The 23,280-nt window shown below is 65.8% G+C and carries 20 protein-coding genes; 12 read left to right on the plus strand and 8 right to left on the minus strand.

The features are described from left to right. Positions 1–372 precede the first annotated feature (372 nt). Positions 373–1,134: a MerR family transcriptional regulator gene (locus G154_RS07740; protein ID WP_023985390.1), complete on the minus strand. Its 762-nt coding sequence runs from the start codon at positions 1,132–1,134 to the stop codon at positions 373–375. A 179-nt stretch (positions 1,135–1,313) separates the two neighbouring features. Between G154_RS07740 and G154_RS07745 the strand changes: the two genes are divergently transcribed. The 4 genes from G154_RS07745 (at position 1,314) to G154_RS07760 (ending at position 5,444) form a co-directional block, all read left to right on the plus strand. Continuing rightward, the gene (locus G154_RS07745) at positions 1,314–2,360 is read left to right on the plus strand and encodes an ABC transporter substrate-binding protein (RefSeq protein WP_019510172.1); all 1,047 of its coding nucleotides are present in this window, start codon (positions 1,314–1,316) and stop codon (positions 2,358–2,360) included. Between the two features lie 77 nt (positions 2,361–2,437). Further along, on the plus strand, positions 2,438–3,415 hold the full coding sequence (locus G154_RS07750; RefSeq protein WP_234713057.1) for an iron ABC transporter permease: 978 nt from the start codon (positions 2,438–2,440) through the stop codon (positions 3,413–3,415). Continuing rightward, positions 3,412–4,188, plus strand: coding sequence for an ABC transporter ATP-binding protein (locus G154_RS07755; RefSeq protein WP_019510170.1), 777 nt, complete (start codon positions 3,412–3,414; stop codon positions 4,186–4,188). Before G154_RS07750 ends, G154_RS07755 begins: the two co-directional genes overlap by 4 nt. Continuing rightward, positions 4,185–5,444, plus strand: coding sequence for an MFS transporter (locus G154_RS07760; protein ID WP_019510169.1), 1,260 nt, complete (start codon positions 4,185–4,187; stop codon positions 5,442–5,444). The genes G154_RS07755 and G154_RS07760 overlap by 4 nt, the downstream gene beginning before the upstream one ends. Before the next feature lie 107 nt (positions 5,445–5,551). On the opposite strand, the gene G154_RS07765 is transcribed toward G154_RS07760, so the two are convergent. Further along, positions 5,552–6,022 carry a nuclear transport factor 2 family protein gene (locus tag G154_RS07765; RefSeq protein ID WP_023985392.1) on the minus strand — a complete coding sequence of 157 codons (471 nt, stop codon included), beginning with the start codon at positions 6,020–6,022 and terminating at the stop codon, positions 5,552–5,554. A 126-nt stretch (positions 6,023–6,148) separates the two neighbouring features. Between G154_RS07765 and G154_RS07770 the strand changes: the two genes are divergently transcribed. The 3 genes from G154_RS07770 (at position 6,149) to G154_RS07780 (ending at position 8,587) form a co-directional block, all read left to right on the plus strand. Next, the gene (locus G154_RS07770) at positions 6,149–6,739 is read left to right on the plus strand and encodes a TetR/AcrR family transcriptional regulator (RefSeq protein WP_019510167.1); all 591 of its coding nucleotides are present in this window, start codon (positions 6,149–6,151) and stop codon (positions 6,737–6,739) included. A 232-nt stretch (positions 6,740–6,971) separates the two neighbouring features. Then, positions 6,972–8,066: a catalase family peroxidase gene (locus G154_RS07775; protein ID WP_019510166.1), complete on the plus strand. Its 1,095-nt coding sequence runs from the start codon at positions 6,972–6,974 to the stop codon at positions 8,064–8,066. Between the two features lie 8 nt (positions 8,067–8,074). Continuing rightward, on the plus strand, positions 8,075–8,587 hold the full coding sequence (locus G154_RS07780; RefSeq protein ID WP_031601366.1) for a cytochrome b: 513 nt from the start codon (positions 8,075–8,077) through the stop codon (positions 8,585–8,587). Between the two features lie 25 nt (positions 8,588–8,612). Here the strand turns inward: G154_RS07780 and G154_RS07785 are convergent, their stop codons facing one another. After that, the gene (locus tag G154_RS07785; protein WP_019510164.1) at positions 8,613–9,230 is read right to left on the minus strand and encodes a TetR/AcrR family transcriptional regulator; all 618 of its coding nucleotides are present in this window, start codon (positions 9,228–9,230) and stop codon (positions 8,613–8,615) included. An 80-nt stretch (positions 9,231–9,310) separates the two neighbouring features. Here G154_RS07785 and G154_RS07790 point away from each other — a divergent pair, with 80 nt between their 5' ends. The 5 genes from G154_RS07790 to G154_RS07810 are packed head-to-tail and all read left to right on the plus strand — an operon-like array spanning position 9,311 to position 17,393. Continuing rightward, positions 9,311–11,467: a molybdopterin-dependent oxidoreductase gene (locus tag G154_RS07790; RefSeq protein WP_023985396.1), complete on the plus strand. Its 2,157-nt coding sequence runs from the start codon at positions 9,311–9,313 to the stop codon at positions 11,465–11,467. Beyond that, positions 11,467–13,134 carry a 4Fe-4S binding protein gene (locus G154_RS07795; protein WP_019510162.1) on the plus strand — a complete coding sequence of 556 codons (1,668 nt, stop codon included), beginning with the start codon at positions 11,467–11,469 and terminating at the stop codon, positions 13,132–13,134. The genes G154_RS07790 and G154_RS07795 overlap by 1 nt, the downstream gene beginning before the upstream one ends. Next, positions 13,131–13,895, plus strand: coding sequence for an acetoacetate decarboxylase family protein (locus tag G154_RS07800; RefSeq protein ID WP_019510161.1), 765 nt, complete (start codon positions 13,131–13,133; stop codon positions 13,893–13,895). The genes G154_RS07795 and G154_RS07800 overlap by 4 nt, the downstream gene beginning before the upstream one ends. Next, positions 13,895–15,658 carry an acyl-CoA dehydrogenase gene (locus G154_RS07805; protein ID WP_019510160.1) on the plus strand — a complete coding sequence of 588 codons (1,764 nt, stop codon included), beginning with the start codon at positions 13,895–13,897 and terminating at the stop codon, positions 15,656–15,658. The genes G154_RS07800 and G154_RS07805 overlap by 1 nt, the downstream gene beginning before the upstream one ends. 16 nt (positions 15,659–15,674) lie before the next feature. Beyond that, positions 15,675–17,393 carry a thiamine pyrophosphate-binding protein gene (locus tag G154_RS07810; RefSeq protein ID WP_019510159.1) on the plus strand — a complete coding sequence of 573 codons (1,719 nt, stop codon included), beginning with the start codon at positions 15,675–15,677 and terminating at the stop codon, positions 17,391–17,393. Between the two features lie 60 nt (positions 17,394–17,453). On the opposite strand, the gene G154_RS07815 is transcribed toward G154_RS07810, so the two are convergent. The 5 genes from G154_RS07815 to G154_RS07835 all read right to left on the minus strand — a co-directional run bounded on the left by G154_RS07815 (position 17,454) and on the right by G154_RS07835 (position 23,225). Beyond that, a complete protein-coding gene (locus G154_RS07815) occupies positions 17,454–19,256 on the minus strand; it encodes an FAD-dependent monooxygenase (RefSeq protein WP_019510158.1) in 1,803 nt (600 codons plus the stop codon). 3 nt (positions 19,257–19,259) lie between these two features. After that, complete coding sequence (locus tag G154_RS07820) at positions 19,260–19,949, minus strand: VOC family protein (RefSeq protein ID WP_031601367.1); 690 nt, start codon at positions 19,947–19,949, stop codon at positions 19,260–19,262. Positions 19,950–19,963: 14 nt separating this feature from the next. Beyond that, positions 19,964–20,923, minus strand: coding sequence for a fumarylacetoacetate hydrolase family protein (locus G154_RS07825; protein ID WP_023985400.1), 960 nt, complete (start codon positions 20,921–20,923; stop codon positions 19,964–19,966). A gap of 119 nt (positions 20,924–21,042) precedes the next feature. Next, entirely contained in the window at positions 21,043–22,356 is a 1,314-nt protein-coding gene (locus G154_RS07830; protein WP_019510155.1) for a CdaR family transcriptional regulator, read from the minus strand. A gap of 86 nt (positions 22,357–22,442) precedes the next feature. Next, on the minus strand, positions 22,443–23,225 hold the full coding sequence (locus G154_RS07835) for a sulfite exporter TauE/SafE family protein (protein ID WP_019510154.1): 783 nt from the start codon (positions 23,223–23,225) through the stop codon (positions 22,443–22,445). Between the last annotated feature and the right edge of the window lie 55 nt (positions 23,226–23,280).

Genomic DNA, 23,280 nt, shown 5'->3' on the forward strand with positions numbered 1-23,280 from the left:
TTCGTACACGGGGCAGTCGACTGCTGGCCGCCGTCGCCGTTGCGTGCGGGTTGTTGGCGTCGACTGCCGGAGTGGCCCATGCAGACGATATAAAGCCTGATGCGGCCACTCCTGTCGCGGGTCCGGTGGCCAAGGACGGTGTCCGCACCGCGAAGCCCGGAATCATCAACGGGGGGACGTCAGAGATTCGCGTGGCTGGATCGGGAAAGCCTGTGGTCCCGGTTGGCGGGGTGGTGCGGGAATCGCAGCGCGCAGTTCCGGCTATCAAGGGCGGCTCGGGGGCCTTCCGGCCTGGGCCGTTCCGAAGGAGCCCAGCGCTCGGGAAATGGTAGAGCAGCCAAACTGGTTTTCCGATCGTGCGCGCAGATGTGCTCAGTCCCCGGCACGGTCTGCGTTCGTGTGGATGGCGTCGCGACAATACGCTGCCAGGCCCGGTAAACCGAAAGTATCGTCGTATGTTGCAACATAATTCGGGTCACTGACGTACTGATCGCCGAGATTGCGGTGGAAGGCCGGCGGGCAGTCGTAGAACCAACGATTCACGTGGAGCCGGTGCTGCTCGGCGGCATCCATCGCTTCGTTCGAGTCGGCGGCCAGGCCGGCGCGGAAGGCATCGGCCAGTGCTTTCTCGACGGCGGTTCCTTCTGCCTTGATCTGAATCCATTCGGCCTTGCCGTAGGTCTTGGCGCGGCGCTGCGATTCCTGCCACTGCGGGGTCTGTCCCCACTTCTGCTCGGCCTCGGCCTGGTAGTCGTCGAAGCCATCGCCGAACAATTCACGCATGTCCTCGTCGGTCATGGGGGTATTCGTCATCGCTTTCTCCAATGCGTGATCGATTGCCGTGATGAGGTCCCGCATCTCGTCGAGTCGGGACATGACGCGCTCGCGCTGCCGTTTCAGGTGGCTGACCTCGTTGCCCTCGGCCAACAGTCGAGCGATCTCGTCCAAGGACAGTCCGAGCCGGCGGTAGACGATGACCTGGGACAAGCGGGTCAGGTCACCCGGCGCATAGACCCGGTATCCCGAGGCCGTGCGCCGGGCCGGGGTCAACAATCCGATCCGGTCATAGTGGTGAAGCGTGCGGACCGTGATACCGAACCGCTGCGCGACCTCACCAACGGTGAGTTCGTCCATCTGCACCTCCTGCGTCACGCCCACGAGCTTGGCGCCTCACGTCGCGTCAGGGTCAAGTCTTCCGGTCCACCTGTGCCGCGCAACGCACGGCGCGGAGCAATCGGGCGGACCGGTAAGGTAAGCCTTCGTTCAGGAGGGCCGGCGGGGCGGTCCGAGTCGAGTCGAGACAGGGGATATCCGTGTCGTTGTACACCCGCGCCCTCAGCTTCTTCGCGGTCGCGCTGCTGACCGCAGGCGCGGCCACCGCGTGTGGCGCCTCGGAGACGGTGGAGAAGACGTCCGTCGACGCATCCGGTGAGGGACGTACCACCTACCCGCTGACCATCGAGAACTGCGGGACGGCGCAAACGTTCGACGCCGTGCCGTCCCGGGTGGTGTCGCTCGACCAGGGGTCGACGGAACTGCTCCTTTCGCTCGGGTTGGCCGATCACCTCGTGGGCACGGCCTCCTGGACCGACCCGGTGCTCGAGGACCTCGCGGAGGCGAATGCCGGAGTCACCCGGCTGGCCGACAACGCCCCCACCTATGAGGCCGTCATGGGCACCAATCCGGATTTCGTCACCGCATCGTTCGGGCGCCACCTCAAGGAGCAGGGCGGTGTCGCAACCCGTGACCGGTTCGCCGAGACCAGCATCAATACCTACCTCTCGCCTACCGATTGTGAAGGGGGAGTGTCCATCAACGGCGGAGGCAAGCGCTCGACGCCCCTGACGATGGACTCGCTCTACCAGGAGATCACCGAGCTGGCTGCCGTCTTCGACGTGCCGAGTCGCGGTGAGCGGTTGGTCGACGAGCTCAAACAGCGGGTTGCCGATGCCACCGCCAAAGCGGCTGACTCGGACCGGACGGTCGCGTTCTGGTTCGCCGACACCAAGACCCCCTATATCGGCGGCGGCATGGGGGCGACGAACCTGATCGCGCAGACGGTCGGCGCGCAGAATCCGTTCCGGGACATCAAGGATGACTGGAGCCCACTGACATGGACATCGTTGGTGGAGCGCAACCCCCAGGTACTCGTTCTCGGCGACCTTGCCCGCAATCGCTTCCCCGGTGACCGCTTGGAGGACAAGAAACAGTTCCTCGCCACGGATCCGGTCACTGCCGTGCTGCCGGCCGTCGCCGGTGAGCAGTACGTCGCGTTGCACGGCGCCGAGATGAATCCGTCGATCCGCATCGTCGACGGCATCGAGAAGCTCGCCGACTGGCTCGCGGCGAACCCGCAGTAGCCCTCCACACCATGAACTTTCGTACCGTTGTCGATCATCGACCCGGCCTGGCGACCGCCGCGCTGCTCGTCCTCGGCATGGGAGTGCTGCTGTTCTCCATGCTGGCCGCCGTCTCTCTTGGCGGGGAGGGGATCAGCCTTGTCAATATTCGGGACATCCTGGGCAACCACCTTCGGTTCACCGATATCGACGTCATGGCCTACAAGGACGTGATCGTCTGGCAAGACCGGGTGCCTCGCACGGTGGTCGCCGCCGCCGTCGGCGCCGGGCTGGCCATCTGCGGCGTGATCCTGCAGTCGTTACTGCGTAATCCGCTCGCCGACCCCTTCCTGCTCGGTATCTCGTCGGGAGCGTCCACCGGCGCCGTCGTGATCGGGATCCTCGGCCTCGGCGGTTCGGTGCTCGGACTCTCGGGTGGCGCTTTCGTCGGGGCACTGGTGTCATTCGGTACCGTGCTGCTGCTGGCCCAACTCGCCGGCGGCAGTACCGACCGGGTCATCCTGGCCGGCATCGCGATGACGCAATTGTTCTCTGCGCTCACGTCATTCGTGATCTTCGCCTTTGCCGACTCCGACGAGACCCGGGGAGTGCTCTTCTGGCTGCTCGGATCCCTCGAGGGTGTCCGCTGGGACGATGCCTGGTTGACCGCAGCGGTCACCGTGGTGGGCCTCGCCTGCTGCTGGGCCGCGGCCAGAGCGCTGGACGCGTTCAGCTTCGGTGACGAGGTCGCCGCATCGCTGGGGATCTCGGTGACACAGGTGCGCGGTGGTCTTCTGGTGCTGACGGCGGTGGTCACCGCCGCATTGGTCAGCGTCGCCGGTGCGGTCGGATTCGTCGGACTGGTCCTTCCGCACGCGGCCCGGTTTCTGGTCGGCCCGGGACACACACGTCTGGTCCCGGTCAGCGCATTGCTGGGTGCGATCTTCCTGGTATGGGTGGATGCCCTGTCACGGTTGGCGTTCCACCCCACACCGCTTCCGTTGGGCGTCGGTACGGCACTGATCGGTGTTCCCGCCTTCGTGGCGATCATGTTCTCCCGAAAGGGCAGAGCATGACGCTGCACGCAGATCGGGTGAGCTGGGACCGCGGCGGCACCCTCGTCGTGGACGGGGTCAGTGTGCGCCCGGAGCAGGGGCACACGGTGGGATTACTCGGGCCCAACGGTTCTGGCAAGTCGTCGCTGCTGCGGCTGCTCTCCGGATATGTCACGCCGACCTCCGGCGTTGTCGAACTCGACGGACAGGACATCGCGGGCCTGCGTCGCCGCACGGTCGCCCGCCGGGTTGCGGTGGTGGCACAGCAGGTCGACACCGATGTCGACCTGACGATCGGTGCGATCGTCCGGTTGGGCAGGCTGCCGCATCGGGGGACCTTCGGTGCCGACCGGGCGGTCGATGATGCGGCCGTCGCCGCCGCATTGGCGCAGACGGGTCTTGTCGAGATGGCGGATCGGCTGTGGCACAAGCTTTCCGGCGGTGAGAAGCAACGTGTGCAGATCGCCCGGGCTTTGGCCCAGGAACCCCGCGAACTGCTCCTCGACGAACCGACCAACCATCTGGACATCCACCACCAACTCGAGTTGATGTCCCTGATCGCCCGGTTGCCGGTCACCTCCATCGTCGCGATCCACGACCTCAACCTCGCGGCGATGTTCTGCGACCACGTCATGGTGCTGCAGAACGGTCGTGTCGTCGCCGCGGGCACCCCGCGAGAAGTGTTGACCGCCGAGCTCATCGGCGAGGTGTATCGAGTCCGTGCCCACGTGATCCAGACCCCGACGGGATTGAACATCCAGTTCCTGCCGAATGACCGCGGCGTATCGGAATGACCGGCGCCGCCGCACGGCGAACAGGTTTGATCCGGGAGTTCGTCCGAGCGAGCCCGGCGGTCCGGTTGCTCGTTCTCACCCAACTCGCCTTCAACGTCGGATTCTTCATGGTGTTGCCCTACCTGTCGGTGCACCTCAGTTCCGATCTCGGACAGGCCACCGCCGTGGTGGGGGTGGTGCTCGGATTGCGGACCGCTTCCCAGCAGGGCATGTTCTTCATCGGTGGCGCGATCGCCGATCGCATCGGCACCAAACCGGCCACGCTGACTGGTTGCGCGATCCGGGTGGCAGGCCTGCTCACGCTGGGTCTGAGTACATCACTGGCTGGTGCCGCGATCGGTGCGGTGCTCACCGGTTTTGCCGCCGCGCTCTTCTCGCCGGCGGTGGAGGCGGCGCTGGCTCGGGCCTCGGCATCACCCGAAGATCCCGACCGCGTGTCGACGTCCCGGCTGGACGCGTTCGCGCTGTTCAACGCGTTCGGGCAGATCGGTGCGTTCACCGGTCCGCTCATCGGAGCACTGCTGCTCGACGTGAATTTCGCGACGGTCTCGGTCACGGGTGCGCTGGTGTTCGTCGTGATCGGCCTTGCGCACCTGCGGTGGCTGCCCGACGAGCGCCCGTCACGGATCGACCGAGCCGTCCTGCATGGTTTCACCAGCATCATGGGCAACCGCGCGTTCCTCTGGTTCGCGACGGTGTTGTCCGTACAACTGGTCGCCTACAACCAGCTCTACCTGCTCCTGCCACTCGAGCTCGACCGCGGGTGGGGTGATCAACAGCCCCTGGGTGTTCTGCTGGCGTTGTCCTCGGTCGTCGTGGTCGTGGCGCAGCTGCGGGTCGCCGCCTGGACGAGCCGCCGGCCGGTCGGTCGCGCGCTGCGGACCGGCTTGCTCCTGACTGCGGTCGGGGCCCTGTCGGCGGGCGCCGCGGCAGCCGCCGGTGGACGTCCCGCCGTCCTGGCCGGCACCGCGGCCTTCGTGCTGTTGATGGCGCTGGGCCAGATGATCATCTCTCCCGCCGCTCGTGCCGCGATCCCCGGCTTGGCAAGGGAACAGCATCTGGGTTCCTACTACGGGATGTACGCATCCATCGGCGGAATCCTGGTGCTGCCTGCCTCGGCCGCGCTCGGCGCCGTGGTGGACGCGGTACCCGATACCGGGGCGGGCCGCGCAGCGCCGTGGCTGGCAACGGCGCTGGTACTTTTGGTAGCCGCCGGTCTGGTGGGGCGGATCGTGGTTCGGCCATCGGCGCCCTAGCTGGGTAGGTCTGGCACCCGGCTCGGCGATCAGCCCTTTGTCGATGGCAGGACCTCGCGTCAGCGGTTGCGCGCCTCCCGGGCCAGGGAATTGGCTCAAGGTAAGGGTCACAGGCCCAGTTCGGATAGGCTCGGATGATCCTGTGGCCGTGGCACATTCGTGTCCCAAAAGAACTTGCGCTGGCTTTGCTCGATCCTCAGGTCGTTGATGCTGGCGTGGCGGTGTGTCATCAGGCCGTGTTCGTTGTACAGCCAGTTCTCGTTACCGTAGGCGCGAAACCATTGCCCCGAGTCGTCGTGGTATTCGTATGCGAAGCGGACGGCGATGCGGTTGTCGCTGTGCGCCCATAGTTCCTTGATCAGACGGTACTCGTGTTCGCGGTCCCACTTGTTGCTGAGGAATTCGACGATGTGTGCGCGGCCCGTGACGAACACCGACCTGTTGCGCCAGACGCTGTCGACTGAATAGCCCTCCGCGACGCGCTGCGGATCACGGCTGTTCCAGGCGTCCTCCGCCAGCCGTACCTTCAATGCAGCCGATTCGTCGGTGAACGGGGGAACCGGCGGTTTGACGCCGATTGGTGGGGTCATGGTCATTTCGGTGCCTCTCTCGGAAATCAGGTCGCGTTGTCGGCTGTGTAGACAGGGTTGTCTACATGACACGGAAGGCTAGCGCGTGTAGACAGATCTGTCTACAGTGGGGATGTGAGCATCGCCCAGACTTTGGATCCGCAGATCGACGTGCCGTCCCTTCCGGCGCGGGAGCGGATATTGGCTACCGCCTACCGACTCTTCTACCGAGAGGGGATCCGGGCGACCGGGGTCGACAAGGTGATAGCCGAGGCGGGCGTCACCAAAGTGACGTTCTACCGACACTTCCCGAGCAAGGACGCCCTGATCTTGGCATTCTTGGATTTGCGACACCGCCGTTGGATGGACTGGTTCGTCGACGCGCTCGATCGCCACGCTCATGGCCATCGCCGCCCCGCGGTGGTCTCCGCGATCGCGGAATGGTTGACCGCGGACTCATTTCGCGGCTGCGCGTTCATCAACAGCGTCAACGAGATCGGCGCGGACCTACCCGAGGTTCACGCCATCACCGCACGGCACAAGGCCGAGATGGTTGCGGCGATCAAGGAGACACTCCCGCCGGGACCGAGTCGAGCCCGGACTGCACAAGCGCTCGGAGTGGCAATTGATGGCGCCATCGTCCACGCCCAGTATCAGCGCGACGCCACACCGGCGGTCAAAGCACTCGCCACGATCGCGTCAACCCTGCTGCCGCCGGAACGTTAGCCCGCGCCAGGCTGCGTGAGAGTGACGCTTTTGCGGTCAACGGGCCGGTGAGAGCGCAGAAACGTCAATCTCGAACGGGGAAGATCGGCAGCATAACCCGCAGTGCTGTACGGCATCGTCGGCCACGATGGGGCGATCGGCTCTTTGGGCGGGAGCAGGTAGTGCTAGCCGGAAGGCTGACGTGACAGCCAGCGGCAATGACACGGGTCGATCGAGTTGCGAGAATTCCGTGATGGGGAGCAGCGCGGAAGACCCGCTCTTTCGTTGGCGTGGCAGTCCGATCACCCGACGATCGCTGTTGGCCGGGCTTGGCGCCGTCGGCGTCTTCTTCGCGGTCGATGTCGGCAGCATCGGCGTGGCGAAGGGTTGGATCGGGCGGGGCGCCTCGCTCACCCGGCAGTCGTTCATCGAAGGTTTCGCCACGGTGTATGGCAGGCACCCCGGATTCCGCCGCAACCATGCCAAGGGCCTCGCGCTGACCGGCTATTTCGACAGCAACGGTCGCGGTGCGGAACTGACGACGGCGACAGTGTTCACGGTCGGGCGCACCCCGGTCGTCGGCAGATTTTCGCTCGCGGGCGGTAATCCCTTCGGTGCCGATACCCCCGGTGCCGCCCGCGGTCTCGGCCTTGCCTTCGGGTTTCCCGGGGGTGAGCAGTGGCGAACCGCGATGCTGAACACCGCCGTCTTCCCCGACAATTCGCCGCAGGGCTTCTATGACCGGCTGCTCGCGTCGAAACCTCAGCCCGACACCGGTCAACCCGACCCGGAGGCCATGAAACGTTTCTACGCAGCACATCCCGAGACGGTGACGGCTACCGCGGTCAACAAGCAGCACCCACCGACGACGGGATTCGCCGACAGCATCTTCTCCAGCCTCAACGCCTTCATGTTCGTCGATGCAGCGGGGCAGCGCACACCGGTGCGTTGGTCACTACATCCCGACCAGTCCGCGTTGCCGCCCGGGCGTGGGGACAACGGACTGTTCGATGCGGCCGCGCGACAGCTTCGATCGGGGCCCCTGAGTTGGCGGCTGCTGCTGACGGTTGGCGAGCCCGGCGATCCGACCGAGGATGCCACGTTGCCCTGGCCTGCCGAGCGCCGCACCATCGAGACGGGCACGGTCACACTCGTCGCCGCGCAGACCGAGGCGCCGGGCAACGCCCGCGACGTGAACTTCGATCCGCTGGTGCTGCCCGACGGTATCGAACCTTCCGGCGATCCGCTGCTGAGTGCACGGTCGGCGGTGTACGCCGCGTCCTACCGTGATCGCTCCGGTGAGGCGTATTCGACCCCGGCCGTTGTCATCCCGGCGGATCGACCGTGAGCGCGCCCGTGCGACACCGGTTGCGCACCCGGGTTCTGCATTGGTTGACAGCGTTTCTCGTTTTCGCCACCCTGTTGATCGGTTTCACGATGACCGTCCTGCTCGGCTCCTACGCGGTGTTGCTGGCCGTGCACATGACATTGGGCGCCGTGATCCTGGTGATCGTCGTGGTGCGCATCGCGAACCGGTTCACCCACCGGGCGCCGCCGCTGCCGAACACAGTGGGTCCGCTGGAACGGGTGCTGGTGTTCGGTTCGGAGGCCGCGATGTACCTGGTGCTCGTGTGTCAACCGCTCGTCGGCTGGGCGATGGTGTCGGCATCCGGTCGTCCGGTCGTGTTGTTCGGCGGGTGGCGTCTGCCGAGGATCGCGCCATTCGATGCCGATCTGTATTCGATTCTGCGACAGACCCATTCTGTGCTCGCTTATGTGTTGATCGTGCTGATCGCCGCGCACGTGAGCGCCGTACTGTTGCACACGCTGACGCTGCGCGACGGGACGTTGAAGCGGATGACGTTCTAGGTGGCACGCGCCGCCGGCTCGGTATCTACCCGGGGCGGACGGCAAGCCAGAGCAGGTGACCCAGCGTGGTGGAGAACGCCTCGTCGCCCGCGGGGTCGCCGTGGGCCAGCTGATCCAGGATGGATGCGCGGGTGGTGACCAACATGATGCGCCCCAGCTGTGTGGGATCGAGCGCACCGGAGATGTTGCCCGCCCGCTGTTCGCGGGCGATCCGTGTGGCCATCTGGGAGACGTATTCGCGCACAAGACTCTCCATTCCGGCTCCGGCTTCGGGATCCCGATCGGCGACGTCGAACACCGCCAGCCAGGCGAGGCGGTGTTCGCGGCCCTGCGCCAGCAACGTGCGCACGATGTCCACCATGTCCTCGGGGCCACCCCAGGCGGGTTCGCCCCACCACCGGTCGGCAGCGGCGCGGGCCGCGGTCATCGCGGGGGCGGCCAGCCGGAAAGCGAGCTCGGTCTTGCTCGAAAAGTATTGGTAGAACGTCGATCGCGATACACCGGCTGCGTCGATGATGTCGTTCACCGCGATATCGGGCAGGCGCTGGCCGGCTCGCAGCAGGGCGGACGTGGCATCGAGGATCTGCTGTTCGCTGGTGGTGCGCCGCTGCCGCGGAGCAGCCGCTCGTCGGGTCGGCGCCATGGTTGAAAACTCTAAGCCACGATTCCTTGCGCGCTTAATCGAACATAGTGTACGAATAAGGAATGGCAACGACGTCGCATGTGAGGCAGGAGAAGACGTTCTGCGGCATCTGTGAGGCGTCGTGCGGATTGGTCGCAACGGTGGCAGACGGTCGGCTCGTCGAACTGCGGCCGGACCCCGAACACCCCGCATCGCGGGGTTTCGCCTGCTCGAAGGGAGTGCAGTTCGGCAAGGTGGTCGACGACCCGGACCGGGTGACCGTGCCGTTACGCCGCACCTCCGCCGGCGAGTTCGAGGCCGCCAGTTGGGACGAGGCCCTCGACGATATCGGCGCGCGGCTGCGCGCGATCCGCGACCAGCACGGCACCGAGTCGATCGGTGTCGCGTGGGGTAACCCGATCGCCTGGAACTACTCGGCCACCGTCGTCATGAACGGCTTGGCCGCGGCGTTGAAGACCAAGCATCACTACACGTCGGCATCGATCGACGTGAACAACTACTGGGCCGCCGCCGACATGATGTACGGCAACTCGACGGTCAACCCGCTGCCCGACTTCGCGGCCAGCGATTTCGCACTGATCGTCGGTGCCAACCCCGTCATATCCCATGGCAGCCTGGTCACCACGGGCCGCATCCGCGAGGTGCTGCGCGATATTCCACGGCGAGGTGGTCGCGTCGTGGTGGTGGATCCGCGCCGCACCGAGACGGCCCGACTCTTCGAACACGTGGCGATCAAACCCGGTGCGGACGCGTGGCTGCTGTTGGCGATGCTGCGGGTGATTTTCGACGAGGCGCGGCACGACGTGGCGATACTGGCCCGGCAGGCAACCGGTGTCGAGGGTCTGCGTCGCCTCGCCGGCAAGATCGACCTGCGCCGGGCCGCGGCGGAGACCGGTATCAATGTCGACACGATCACCGAACTGGCGCGGGCACTGGCCGCCGCGCCGGCCGCGAGCGTGTACGGCCGCTGCGGCGCGTCATTAGGGCCGTATTCCACTCTCGTCAAGTACCTGCTCGACGCGTTGGCCATCGTCACCGGGAACTTCGACCGACGCGGTGGCATGGTCCTGGGCGATCCGATGGTGGATTTCGAAACCCTCGGCGCGCGGTTCGGGATCGCGGGGAGGGGGCGTTGGAAGACGCGTGTGGACGGCGTGCCCGAGGTGATGGGAACCGCGCCGTTGGCCTGTCTGCCGCGCGAGATCACCACGCCGGGGCGTGGCCGGCTGCGGGCACTTGTCGCGATGTCGAGCAACATGGTGACCAGCGCGCCTGAGAGTTCGACCACCGCGGATGCACTGGCGCAACTGGATCTGATGGTGTCGCTGGACCCCTATGTCACCGAGACCTCGCGGCTGGCGCATTGGATCCTGCCGCCGACCCTGTGGCTGGAACGTGAGCAACTCCCGGTGTTCACCCAGGCACAGTCCACCGTCCCCAACGCCCAGTGGGTGAAGCCGATTCTGCCGCCACGCGGGCAGGCCCGCGACGATTGGTGGATCCTCGACCAGATCGCACGGCGTATCGGCATCGTTCCGTCGGTGGCTCCGGCCGCGAGAGCGCTGGGGCGGTTGGGGTTTCGACCTACACCGTCGACCATCACCGACTTGGTCTTGCGTACCGGTCGCCACGGCGACCTGTTCGGCCTACGCCGCGCCGGACTCAACAAGGCCAAACTGCTCGCCCACCAGGGTGCGGTCAAACTCGCCGATGCCTGCCCGGTCGGGGTGTTGGAGCGCAAGTTGCACACCCACGATCGCCGTATCCATCTGGATGTTCCGGAGCTGGCCGCCGAGGTCGATCGGATGGTCGCCGACACCGGCCAGGTATCGGGATTTCCGCTGCGGCTGTTCAGTATCCGCGAACTCCGGTCTCACAACTCATGGCTGCACAATGTGCCCGAGTTGATGGTCGGCAGGCGCCGGTGCCACGCGGTCATCCATCCTGAGGACGCGCACGCCGCCGGTGTGCACGACCACGACGACATCGTGGTGACCTCGCCATGGGGCCAGGTGCGGGTGCCGGTGCGGGTCAGTGACGATGTCGCTGTCGGTGCGGTCGGGATGACACACGGTTGGGGACACGACGGGCTGTGGCAGACCGCCACCGCGGCCGGTGGCAGCAGCTACAACCTGCTGACACCCAACAGCGCCGACCATATCGACCGTCCATCGGGCAACGCCTTCTTCAACGGCGTCCCGGTCTCTGTCGCCGCGGCCGAGCAGACGGTGAGCTGATGGCCTACGTGATCACCCGGTCCTGCTGCAGCGACGCGCTGTGCGCGGCCGTCTGTCCGGTCAACTGCATCCACCCCACGCCCACCGACCCCGATTTCGGGCATACCGAGATGCTCTACATCGATCCGCAACGATGCATCGATTGCGGTGCGTGCGCCGACGTGTGCCCTGTCGACGCGATCTTCGCCGACGACGAACTCGCGCCCACCGAGGCCGCCTACGCCGCCATCAACGCCGAGTATTTCGGCACGGCCGAGCATTCGGCCGCACCGACCACACCGCCGGCACCCGCGCCAACCAGCGAAGCGCTTGCCGTGGCAGTGGTGGGTGCCGGTCCGAGCGGCTTCTACGCCGCTGCAGAACTGCTCGATGCGGGCCCGCAGGTCACCGTGACGCTGATCGACAGGTTGCCGACACCCTATGGCCTGGCACGAGCAGGGGTTGCGCCCGACCACCAGGACACCAAACAGATCACGGCGACGTTCGCCGCCACCGCCGCGCATCCTCGCCTTGATACCCACTACAACGTCGAGGTGGGAACCGATGTCAGCCCCGACGATCTCCTCACCCATCATCACGCGGTCGTCTACGCCACGGGAGCTCCCGTCGGCAGGCAACTGGGTGTGCCCGGCGAGGATCTGCCCGGCAACTTCACCGCGGCCGAGATTGTCGGTTGGTACAACGGAAATCCCGATCACGCCGAGTTGTCGGTCGCCGTCGATCGCCCGACGGCTGTGCTCGTCGGCAACGGCAATGTCGCGCTCGATGTCGCACGTGTACTCCTGCTCGGCGGCGAGATGGGGCACACAGATATCGCCGACCATGCTCGGGATCGTCTGGTTGGCAGTGCAGTTCGCGAGGTCGTCATCCTGGGCCGCCGCGGCCCAGAACACGCCGCCTTCAGCTTCAGTCAACTGCTGGCACTGACCCATCTCGACGGAGTCGATATCGTCGTCGACCCCGCCGACCTCGTAGACGTCGTCACTCCGCCCGATCGGCCGCACCCGGCTGCCTTCGCCGGCGAGCAGAAACTCGCCCTGCTGCGCGAGCTTGCTGCCCGTCCACCCCGGCACGACAGGCGCATCCATCTCCGGTTCTCGGCGTCACTGCGCGCCCTGTCGGGATCCGACCGGCTCGAGACCGCCACCATCATGTCCGCTGCACGGGGTGAATCAGCGGTTGCCGCCGGCACCGTGGTGTCCTGTATCGGTTTCGATGTCCGGCCGATCGATGGGCTGGCCTTCGATGCCGGCGCCAAGCGCGTGCCCAACCAGGGCGGCCGCGTCCTCGACTCCACGGGTCAGGTTCTGGTAGGTCACTACGTGACGGGCTGGGTCAAACGGGGTCCGAGCGGTGTCATCGGCACCAACAAACTCTGCGCCGCCGAGACCGTCGGCGCATTACTCGACGATCATCGGCGGGGCCTGCTGCGGCCTCCGCGGGACCTGCGGTCGACCTTTGCCGAGACGCTCGACGGTCGCTCGATCGCCCATGTCGATCGGGGTGGTTGGCAACGCATCGATGAACACGAGCGCCGCGCGGGACGCGCATCCGGGCGTCCACGGCGCAAGTCGGTTCGCCGCGATGAGATGGTCGAAATCGCTTATTCGAACCAAGAAATCAGAACTGGCACAACGCTGGTCGATACACCTAGGAGAAACTCATGACACGTCGAGGCCTGCTCACCAAGGGCCGCTTCGCCCCCGTCGTACCCGTGCACGCACCGGCCTACCAGATCGCACCCACCGTCGACTTCGGTGACGTGGACATGCTGACCATCACCTACCTGACCGACGCGGACAGTGCCGCATCGATCGTCCCCGATGCATTGGAACTCGATGACCAACCGGTGGTCACCTTGTCGTTCCTGAACTACGGGATCAGTGGCGCAGGCTCCTACCGTGAGGTCGTGCAGAGCATCGCCTGCAAGCATGGCGATCAGTCCGTGGGCTACGTCCCGCACATCTATGTCACCAACGAGCCGGCGATGATCGCCGGACGTGAATGGCTGGGCTGGCCGAAGATGCTGGCCGATATCACCTTCTCAACCCAGACCACCACGCTGGACGGTTTGATCACCGCTCGGCTGGAGCGCCCCGCCGGCCTCGACCTTGCCGTCGCCCAGTTCGTTCCCACCCAACGCCTGGACAGCCAGATCCTCACCGCCGCGGGCGATAACGTGACGGTGAACCTTCGTGTCATCCCGTCACCGATCCCGGGCCAGGCGCCGTCGATCACCGAACTCGTGCCGACCCGGATGACGGCGCTCTCCGGTGAGGTGTGGGCCGGCCAGGGCAGCGTGCACTTCAGCGGCGCCTCCGAATTCACCCCGCTGCACCGATTCCCGGTCGTTCAGTCACTCGGTGCCATGCTCATTCGCCGTGCCGATATGCGGCTGACCGCACCCACCGAGACCTATCCGCTCTGATGCGGCGGGACCTCGAGTTCCTGCTCTACGACTGGCTCGACGTCGAGCAGCTGGCGGCCCGGCCGCGGTTCGCCGAGCATTCGCGCGACACCTTCGATGCGGTACTCGATCTCAGTGAGGCGCTGGCGGCCACCTATTTCGCACCCCACAACAAGAAGGGGGACCGAGAGCCGCCGGTGCTGCACCCCGACGGCACCGTCACGGTGATCGACGAGGCGAAGACCGCGGTGAAGGCCTACGCGAGTTCGGGATTGATCGCCGCACCATTTGCACCCGAACTCGGTGGCATGCACCTGCCCTCCTGTCTGGGCCGTTCGGCGATGGCGCTGATCCAGGCCGCGAACCCGTCGACATCGTCATATCTGTTGCTGACTGCCGCCAACGCCGCGCTGCTGGCCGAGTACGCCTCGGCCGAGCAGATCGAGACTTGGCTTGCTCCCATAGTGGAGGGCCGATACCTGGGGACCATGTGCCTGTCCGAGCCGCAGGCGGGTTCCTCGTTGGCCGATATCACCACCCGCGCCGAACCGTGCCCCGACGGAACGTACCGACTGATCGGGACCAAGATGTGGATTTCGGCGGGTGACCATGACATCACCGAGAACATCGTGCACCTCGTCCTGGCCCGCATCACCGGTGCGCCCGCAGGCACCCGCGGATTGTCGTTGTTCATCGTGCCGAAGGTGTTGCCCGACGGTACCCGCAATGACGTCATGGTTACCGGCCTGAATCACAAGATGGGCAACCGGGGCACCAGTAACACCGTGCTGAACTTCGGCGAGGGCGGCGACGACCAGTTCGAACCTCGGGGTGCGGTGGGCTATCTGGTCGGTGAACCGAATCAGGGTCTGGCCCAGATGTTCCACATGATGAACGATGCACGGATCGGTGTCGGATTCCTAGCCACTGCGATCGGCGCCGCCGGATACCAGTCGGCGCTGCGATATGCACGCGAGCGGACCCAGGGACGTCCGATCGGCGTCAAGGACGTCACGGCCGCTCCCGTGGCGCTGATCGACCATGCCGATGTCCGGCGGATGCTGCTGGCGCAGAAGAGCTATGTCGAGGGTGCCCTGGCGCTGTGCCTGTACTGCGCGAAGTTGTCCGACGATGTGCACAGTTCCGAGGGAGAGTATCGCGAACACGCATCGCAGTTACTGGATGTCTTGACGCCGATCGCGAAAAGCTGGCCGGCACAATGGTGTCTGGAGGCCAACAACCTTGCCATCCAGGTGCACGGCGGATACGGCTACACGACCGACTTCGACGTCGAGCAGTGCTACCGCGACAACAGGCTCAACGCCATTCACGAGGGTACCCATGGGATACAGGCTCAGGATCTGTTGGGCCGCAAGATGGTAATGGGCGGCGGAATCGGTGCGCGGCGGTTGTTCGACACCATCCAGCAGACGATCGATTCGGGCCGTCGGCACGGGGGAGAGCTCGCACGGCATGCCGGCAACCTTGACCGAGCGGTGGCCCGGATGCGCTCGGTGACCGAGGTTCTGACCGCAACCGATGACGTCACCGTGCGAATGGCCAACGCCTCGTTGTATCTCGAAGCTGTCGGCCATGTCGTGGTGAGCTGGATGTGGCTGGAGCAGGTGATCGCGGCAGCGGCGGTCACAGGAGTATTCGCCGATGGTAAGCGGGCCGCGGCACGTTACTTCTTCGCCTATGAGTTGCCCAAGACTGCCAGCCAATTCGACGTGCTCGCGACGTTGGACCGCACGCTGATCGATCTCGATCCTGCGCAGCTGTAGAGAGAAGGGTGGCACCATGACAATGCTCAACGGAGGAGAACTGCTGGCGAACGCGCTGCGCCGAGCCGGAGTGGTCGATGTGTTCGCTCTGCACGGCGGTCACCTCGATTCCTTCTGGGCCGCCGCACGCGACAACGACATCCGCCTGATCGATACCCGCCACGAAGCAGCGGCCGGGCATGCCGCTGACGGCTACGCCCGCAGTACCGGTCGTATCGGTGTCGCCGTCGTGACCTCCGGCCCGGGCTTCGCCAACGGTTTTGCCGCGCTGCCCAATGCGCTCGGCGACGGTGTGCCGTTGCTGATGATCGCCAGCGCACCACCGCTGGGTGAAGTGGAAACCAACGAGATGCAGGGCGGTGTGGACCAGGTGGCCGCCGCCACCCCGGTGACGAAGTGGGCCCACCGCGTGGTGAGCACGCAACGGATACCCGATCTGGTCGCGCTCGCCGTGCGCAAGGCGCTCAGTGGTCGCCCGGGCCCGGTCTTTCTTGAGATCCCGATCGACGTGCTCGTTCAGCCCGTCAACGACAGCGGGATCCCTGAACCGGGTGCCCCGGTCGTGCCCGATCGCCCTGCCCCGTCGCCTCCGGCGCTGGAGGCGGCTCTGGAGCTACTGAGCACCGCGCAGCGACCGGCGATCATCGTCGGCGGTGGCGCACTGTGGTCAGGATGTGAAGACGAACTGGCCGTGTTCGCCGAGCAGGCTCAGTTACCGGTCTTTGCCAACAACCGTGCCATCGGCGTGTTGCCCGCCGAGCACCCATGTAATGGCTGGGCCTTGGACAACCTTCCACTGCTGCCGATCGCTGGTGCTCAGGGGCCCGATGTCGTTTTGCTGCTCGGCGCACGTATGGGGTTGCTGACCGGCGGCCGAGCCGGATCGGTTATCCCGGCTGATGCCAGGGTGATTCAGGTGGATGTCGATGCCGCAGAGATCGGCCGACTGAGGCCGGTCGACGTGCCGATCATCGCCGATTGCCGAGAAGCGCTGCATGCCATGATTGCTGTAGGCCGACAGTGGCCTCGTCGAGATGAGTGGCTGCGACAGGCCACCGGAGCTCATGCGCTCGTCGATCAGCTGTTGGGCGACACGCCCGCGGTGGTGAGCGGCCGACTTCATCCGTATCACGCTGCGCGCGAGGCGCTTCGGGGCGCGGGTTCTGATGCCATGGTCGTGCTCGACGGTGGGGAGGCGCCGCTCTGGGCGCAGATGAGCGTTGACGTCGCAGCTCCTCACCGCGTACTGAACCTGGGTTACATGGGTTTTCTCGGCATCGGGCAGGGTTTCGCGATCGGAGCGCAGATCGCCGAACCGGGTCGGCGGGTACTCCAGATAACCGGCGATGGGGCGTACGGATTCCACATCCAAGAACTCGACACCATGGTCCGGCACGGATTGCCGGTGGTCACCGTGGTACTGAACAACGCGTGCTGGGGGATGTCGATCCACGGGCAGGAAGCTGTCTACGGAGCAGGAAAGGACGTCATCACCCGGCTGGCGGACACCGACTATCACGAGATTGCCCGGGCGTTCGGCGGCCACGGGGAACGCGTCACCGAACTCAGCGAGGTCCGACCGGCCGTCGAACGCGCCTTCGCGTCCGGGCTGGCCGCGTGCGTCAACGTTGCGGTGGCGGGGCAGGTGGTGCATCCCATGACGACATCCATGCTCGGGGATCTGACCGCCGAGGACGAGATCGTCATTCCGTACTACCAGAACATCCCTCGCTGAAGCGGGCCTGCCAGATAGGCGAGGCCGTGATGCCGACGATTGAGCCCGGCCGCGGTCCTGCTATCGGGCGCAGCGTTGCTCATCGTCGGCTCTCGCGTTCGGATACACCTCAGCCCAGGCGTGCTCGATGAAACTGTGGAGGCGGTCTGCCGCCGTCGGGCCGCTGCGGGTGCGCCACACCACATGGCCGTCCGGTCGCACCACGACAGCGCCACGATCGCCGATCTCGAACGTGACTGTCAGCGCCGTGACCGTGTCTCCCGGCGTGGGAGCCAGGGCCACCACGCTGAATGGCACTGTGGTCGGCATGTGTGCGAGGGCCTCGGTCCAGCCCACTGGATCGGCAGTGAACAGCGTCAGGCCCCGCGGCGCAATGGCGGCGTGGGTCGAGGACTCCGTACCATCTGCGCGCAGGATGCGCCTATGCGGCAGACGCGCGCCAGGATGTGTCGTGGGGTGATACAGCCCGACATCACCGTCCGGGCAACGGCCCTCGGCGTTGTCGATGAGTGAACTGGCGTAGGAGTAGCCGAATTCCAATCCGCTGGCGACGAAATGTTCCTCCTGTCCTGGAATCGCATCGGCCATCTGCTGGCGCAGGCGTCTGCCGCCGGCGCCGTGCTGGAGCAACCGCCGGGTCCTGGAAGTCTGCGCCGTGGTGAGGGCGTCCGCGGTCCAGGCGACGGCTGCGGCGGGCACGCGGTCCAGGCGGAGCTTGCCGATCAGTTCGGTTGCCCGGTGCAACGAGCGATTGGTGATGCCCAGCCCGGAGGTGACCTCGTCGAGCTGGAAGTGGTTGTGGGTGCTCTGCTCGGCGAACCGGGTGACGACGGGACGTCGTTCGATCTCGTACGTGTCCAGCAGTGCCTCGGGCGCTCCGTGGTCGAGGATCGCGGCGAGTTTCCAGGCGAGGTTGTGGGCGTCCTGCACACCGCTGTTGAGCCCGAAGCCACCGGTGTGCGGGAATCGATGGGCGGCATCACCGATGAGTAGCAGCGGCCCGCGCCGGAAACTGTCGGCGATCTGTTTGGTCATCGTCCACGTTCCGGTCGACCGGATCTGATAGTGGGTGGACCCGATGACCTCGGGCAGGATGCGGTTCCAGTAGCGCCGACTGTCGCTCGCGATCTGCTGCGCAGCGTGCAGATACGGTGTCATCAGCACGTAGTCGTCATCGGCATGGGCGATCATCACCCCGCTGAAACGTGGATGGTAGATCCAGCTCAGCAGCGGTCGGCTGGAGCCCTGCGGGTAGAGCCGCGGCGCGTGAAAGAAGACGCTACCCATGTTGGCCAGCACCGGCCCGGTCATCGCGATACCGGCGGCGTCCCGCAGCGTGCTGTTGGCGCCGTCCGCGGCGATCACGAATCTGGGGGCGAGGGTGAACGTCTCGCTGTCCGAGGATCGCAAGGTCAGTTTCTCACCGCGTAGATCGGCATGCACGCCGCGCCGGAAGTCGACGAGTGGCTCGCGTTCGAGTGCTTTCCAGAGCACCGGCATCAGGAGGTGCTGACCGATGTGGGAGATGAGATAGGTGCTGTGCGAGCGGACTTCGTCGAGGCGATCCGGTCGCGACAACAGGTCGATCTCACCGATCGGTTCCGAACGGACGTCGGTGCACCACCGGATGATGTTCACGGTGTCGATCGGTGGGGTGATCGCTTCCAGCGCGATGCCGAGCTCGGGAGAAGCCTGATTCCAGATCTCCAACGTCCGGGCATTGATGACGTGTGCAGCAGGATGCAACCGAGTGTCCCGACGTTCCTCGACAACGGTGCTGGGAATGCCGTAGCGAGCCAGCAATAACGCGAGCGTGGCTCCCGCCGCGCCCGCACCGACGATGACGACGGTGTCAGATTTCATCGCTCACAACGTCTTCCACGTGAGCGCTCGCTTGTTGGACCGGGGTTTGGTGCCTGGACGCGTGCCGGCACCGGGTTCGAGCAGACGTCGGTGATCCGTGCCGGCCCGCAACTGCTCGAGCAGGTAATCGGGGTCGATATCGGTGCCGATCGGATTCTGGTCGAAATCGGCGCTGTTGAAAAACTCGGCGGTCTCTTGGGCAGTGGGGAAGTTCTCGGTCTGGAACTCCAACCGGATCCCTTCGGGGTCTTCGTAATAGAGGCTGGTCGTGGGCCCGTGGTTGATCGACCAGACCGGGGTGACCCCGACGTTCTTGAGTCGTTCGTAGGTGAGTAACAGCTTCGCTATCGAGGTGAATGTGAAGGCGAGATGGTCGATGCCGTAGGTCTTTCGGCGCCAGCGCGACAGGGGAAAGACGTGGCGCACCGGCGGCGGTAGCTTGACCAACGCCAGTCGGTGGCTCTCGTGATCCCAGGTCAGAAAGGCAATTTGGTTGTCCTCGTGCACGACTCGGGCGCCGAAGACATGGCCGTACCAGTCGATCATCTCGGCGCTGCGCGCGGTCTTCACCACCCAGTGGGCGATGAAGTCGGGAACGAGGCGATCTGGAAGTGCGTCCAGGTCAGGCGCGGAGGTGGTCGCCGGGACGTCGTCGGAGTCGGACGGTTGCAGGGGGCTCGGGGTGGCGCTCATGGTGGCATCTCCTTTCAGACGCATGCGTCGACGATGGTGGTCTGCTGCGTACCCAGGTCGAGCGTCCCGGCGGCGTTGCGTATCGATGCGGTGATGACGTCACCGGGCCGCAGATAGGGCTTGCGCTGATTGAGTCTGACGAAGGCGGCCCACAGCTTGTCCTCCGGGAGCAATGCGGTGGCAAGCCGACGGATCACCGCCGGCGGTGATCCCGCTGTGATGCCGTGCGGTGTGCCGGTCAGCAGGACGTCACCGGGATTCCAGTTACAGAACTCGCTGAGTTCGGTCAGCGTCTCCGCGGGCCGGTAGAGCATGTTCGCGGTGTTGTCCCGCTGCCGCAAGGAGCCATTGACCTCCAGCCGTAACTCGAGGTCGTCCAGCAGGCCGAGGTCACCGGGTTCGAGCACGGCGAGCACGGGACCGAGCGGGCAGAACCCGCGGTAGCTCTTGCCTTTCAGGAACTGTCCCTGGGGTAACTGGACATCTCGGGCGGACAGATCGTTGCCGATCGTCACGCCGAAGACGTACTCATGAAGATTCTCGGCGGTGACCGTGGTGGGCTCCGCCACGGTGCCGTTGAGGACCAACGTCAGTTCGATCTCGTAGTCGAGCAGGGTGACGTGGGCAGGGCGAATGACCGGGTCGTGGGGACCGGTCACGGACGCGTCGGTCTTGTCGAAGAAGAGGTTGAACAGCCGTTTGTCCGGGTCCATCCCGGATTCGATCGCATGTTGGCGGTAGTTGGCACCCTGGCACATCACCCGGCACGGGGTGGTCACCGGTGAGAGCAGCTCCACGTCGGCCAGCGGGAGGTCTGCGGTTCGACTCGCGGCCGCGGCCCAATCGGCCCTGCCCCGGTCGATGAGGTCGGCGGTCCGGGGGTACTGGCCGGTCAGCGGTGAGATGAGGTCACCCGTCAGCACACCCCACGAAGGCCGCTCATCGCGCTCGTATCGGACGAGATGGACGACCATCGACAACTCCACGTCTGCCGGGCGTTCGACCGGCTCGAGGTTCAGTCAACCGTCCGGCGGCATCCCGTCGCCTGGATCATGATCCAAAAATGACCGCTCTTGACTGGATGCTGGTCCAATCAATCCGGAGTGGGCCGCAAGACCGCCTCGCCGAGTTCTTCGGCGAGGGTCAGCGCGGCGTGCAGCTGTAACCGGCGAAACGCGATCGGATGACCGCGCAGTTGTTCGGCACGCTGCACGCGGTAGGCCACCGTGTTGCGGGCCACCTGGAGATCGGCTGCGGTCCCAGCCAAACTTCGGTCACGGTCGAGGTAACGCTTGAGGGTCTGTCGGACCACCATCACAGGTTCGGCGGTGCCGGCCAGCTCACCGAGTTCGCGGGTGACGAAGTCGCGGGCGTCGGACATGTCGGCACTCAGCATCGCGACGATGTCGAGGTCGGCATAGGCGAACCACCGGACATCTCTGGCCGACTGCGCGCCGACGCGAACTGCCTCGGCCGCGCGCTGATGGCTACGCCGGAACCCGTCCACCCCAGCGCCTGGGGTCCCGACCGCGAGGTGGACACCAGGGGCCAACGGCCTTTCGGGCTCGTGTGCCTCGAGCGGCTCAGACGTCCGCGAGCCCCAGGCCCAGACTCGTTGTGCACCAAGGGGTAGTATCAGCAGCGCGGTACACCCCGCAGCGGAGAGTGCCTCCGTGGCAGCCGAATTCAGGTGGTGTGGTTCGGCCGGTGCGGTCGGTCCGGTCCAGGCGATCACCGCGAGGTGCCAGCGGTTGAGGTCATAACCCAGGACCCGAGCGGCCCGGTTCGTCGACACCGGCTTCCCCTGCAACAGGTCCTCGACGACCTCCATCCGCAGCGCAACCGAACTGGTCAGCCACGCCTCATGCGCGCGGGCATACTCGTCGGCCATCTGTTTGGTCAGGATCTCCACGACACCGAACAGCGCCTGGTTGATCCGCCGCATCTCGGTGAAGCGCCGATCCTCGGGTATGACCGCTTCGGCGGCATCGAGCAACACCGAAACAGCGGTGGAGTGCGCGAGGTGGATGCTGCGCAACATGTGCTCGATACCGATACCCCGTACGACCACTTCCATCGGCCCGGCGAGAACTTCCGGCATCTGTGCCGAGGACACGTCATCGTCGACGGCGAGCGCGTACAGCACACCCAGGGCCACGGCCTCACAGCCCTTGGCGATCTCGTGGGCAACCGCGTCGACGGCGAGTTCAGGGATCGCGTCGGTGATGGTGGTCGTCATCGTCGCGCCGAGTTCGACCGCCCAGGAAGCCGGTTCGGGTCCGAGCAAATCGGCGAGCAACCGCGCGCGATCGGGGAGCAGGGATTCGCGGGGGATATCGCGGGGTGCCCGCGGTGCGAGGTCGGCGAACCACGCTCGCTCCATGTCCGGTCCGGACGCTGCGTTCATCGCGCCGGCACTCCTTTCTGGCGGACTGGCCAGCAACGATACGCCGCGGATGTGCAGCGTTTTCGTACTCCCACGGTCGAGACCGGTCACCCTGGGAGAGCGTTGAGGCACGTGTCGAGGATGAGATAGGCGGCTACGACGAAAACGAGGTAGGCGAACCAGCGGTTGAGGCGACGCGTATCCAGTCGGACGCCCCAGTGCCCGGCGAGAAGGGACCCGAGGATGGCCGGGGCGGCGAATGCGGCGGCGATGGACCAATCGATCGGTGTCCCGAGATGGGACACGACTCCGGCAGCCGAGTTTGCGGTGATGATGAGCAGCGATGTGCCTATGGCGGTGGGCATCTCGACACCGAGTAGCAGGACCAGGGCCGGGATGATGAGGAAGCCACCTCCGACCCCGAACACGCCGGTGAGCAATCCGACGAGGATGCCGACGGGGATGGAGCGTCCGGCGCAGCGCCGCCAGTCGATGCGGCCGTCGGTGAGCTGGCACGCTGTTCCGGTGCTGTCTGCACCTCGCAGCATGCGCACGCCGGCAATCACCATGATGAGGGCGAATCCGACGGTCAATACGTTCTGGGGGAGGTGCTTGCCGATCGTGGTTCCCACAACCGTCGCCGGCATACCGGTCAGGGTGAAGATTGCCACCAATCTCCATTGCACCTGACGGTGCCGGATCTTCGGCAGCGCGCCGACCGCCGATGCCAACCCGACGACGATGAGGGACAGTGGGATCGCCTGCGCGAAGCTGAGTCCCAGCACATAGACCAACGCCGGCACGGCCAGGATCGAACCACCGCCGCCGAGCAGGCCGAGCAGCACGCCGATGACCGCACCCAGCGCCAGCGCCGGCACGACGGTACTCACGGCGTCGGGACCAGAGGTCGCGTGAGAGGAATGATCATCGTGAATCCTTCGGGCG

The organism is Mycobacterium sp. VKM Ac-1816D, from assembly GCF_000416385.1.
In the GTDB taxonomy this organism is placed as follows: Bacteria; Actinomycetota; Actinomycetes; order Mycobacteriales; family Mycobacteriaceae; genus Mycobacterium; species Mycobacterium neoaurum_A.

What these genes read in the sequence shown, in the direction of transcription:
- G154_RS07740 (WP_023985390.1), bottom strand. Translation starts at nt 1,134, where the DNA reads ATGGACGAACTCACCGTTGGTGAGGTCGCGCAGCGGTTCGGTATCACG.
- G154_RS07750 (WP_234713057.1), top strand. Translation starts at nt 2,438, where the DNA reads ATGGGAGTGCTGCTGTTCTCCATGCTGGCCGCCGTCTCTCTTGGCGGG.
- G154_RS07755 (WP_019510170.1), top strand. Translation starts at nt 3,412, where the DNA reads ATGACGCTGCACGCAGATCGGGTGAGCTGGGACCGCGGCGGCACCCTC.
- G154_RS07760 (WP_019510169.1), top strand. Translation starts at nt 4,185, where the DNA reads ATGACCGGCGCCGCCGCACGGCGAACAGGTTTGATCCGGGAGTTCGTC.
- G154_RS07775 (WP_019510166.1), top strand. Translation starts at nt 6,972, where the DNA reads ATGGGGAGCAGCGCGGAAGACCCGCTCTTTCGTTGGCGTGGCAGTCCG.
- G154_RS07785 (WP_019510164.1), bottom strand. Translation starts at nt 9,230, where the DNA reads ATGGCGCCGACCCGACGAGCGGCTGCTCCGCGGCAGCGGCGCACCACC.
- G154_RS07795 (WP_019510162.1), top strand. Translation starts at nt 11,467, where the DNA reads ATGGCCTACGTGATCACCCGGTCCTGCTGCAGCGACGCGCTGTGCGCG.
- G154_RS07800 (WP_019510161.1), top strand. Translation starts at nt 13,131, where the DNA reads ATGACACGTCGAGGCCTGCTCACCAAGGGCCGCTTCGCCCCCGTCGTA.
- G154_RS07805 (WP_019510160.1), top strand. Translation starts at nt 13,895, where the DNA reads ATGCGGCGGGACCTCGAGTTCCTGCTCTACGACTGGCTCGACGTCGAG.
- G154_RS07810 (WP_019510159.1), top strand. Translation starts at nt 15,675, where the DNA reads ATGACAATGCTCAACGGAGGAGAACTGCTGGCGAACGCGCTGCGCCGA.
- G154_RS07815 (WP_019510158.1), bottom strand. Translation starts at nt 19,256, where the DNA reads ATGAAATCTGACACCGTCGTCATCGTCGGTGCGGGCGCGGCGGGAGCC.
- G154_RS07820 (WP_031601367.1), bottom strand. Translation starts at nt 19,949, where the DNA reads ATGAGCGCCACCCCGAGCCCCCTGCAACCGTCCGACTCCGACGACGTC.
- G154_RS07825 (WP_023985400.1), bottom strand. Translation starts at nt 20,923, where the DNA reads ATGGTCGTCCATCTCGTCCGATACGAGCGCGATGAGCGGCCTTCGTGG.
- G154_RS07830 (WP_019510155.1), bottom strand. Translation starts at nt 22,356, where the DNA reads ATGAACGCAGCGTCCGGACCGGACATGGAGCGAGCGTGGTTCGCCGAC.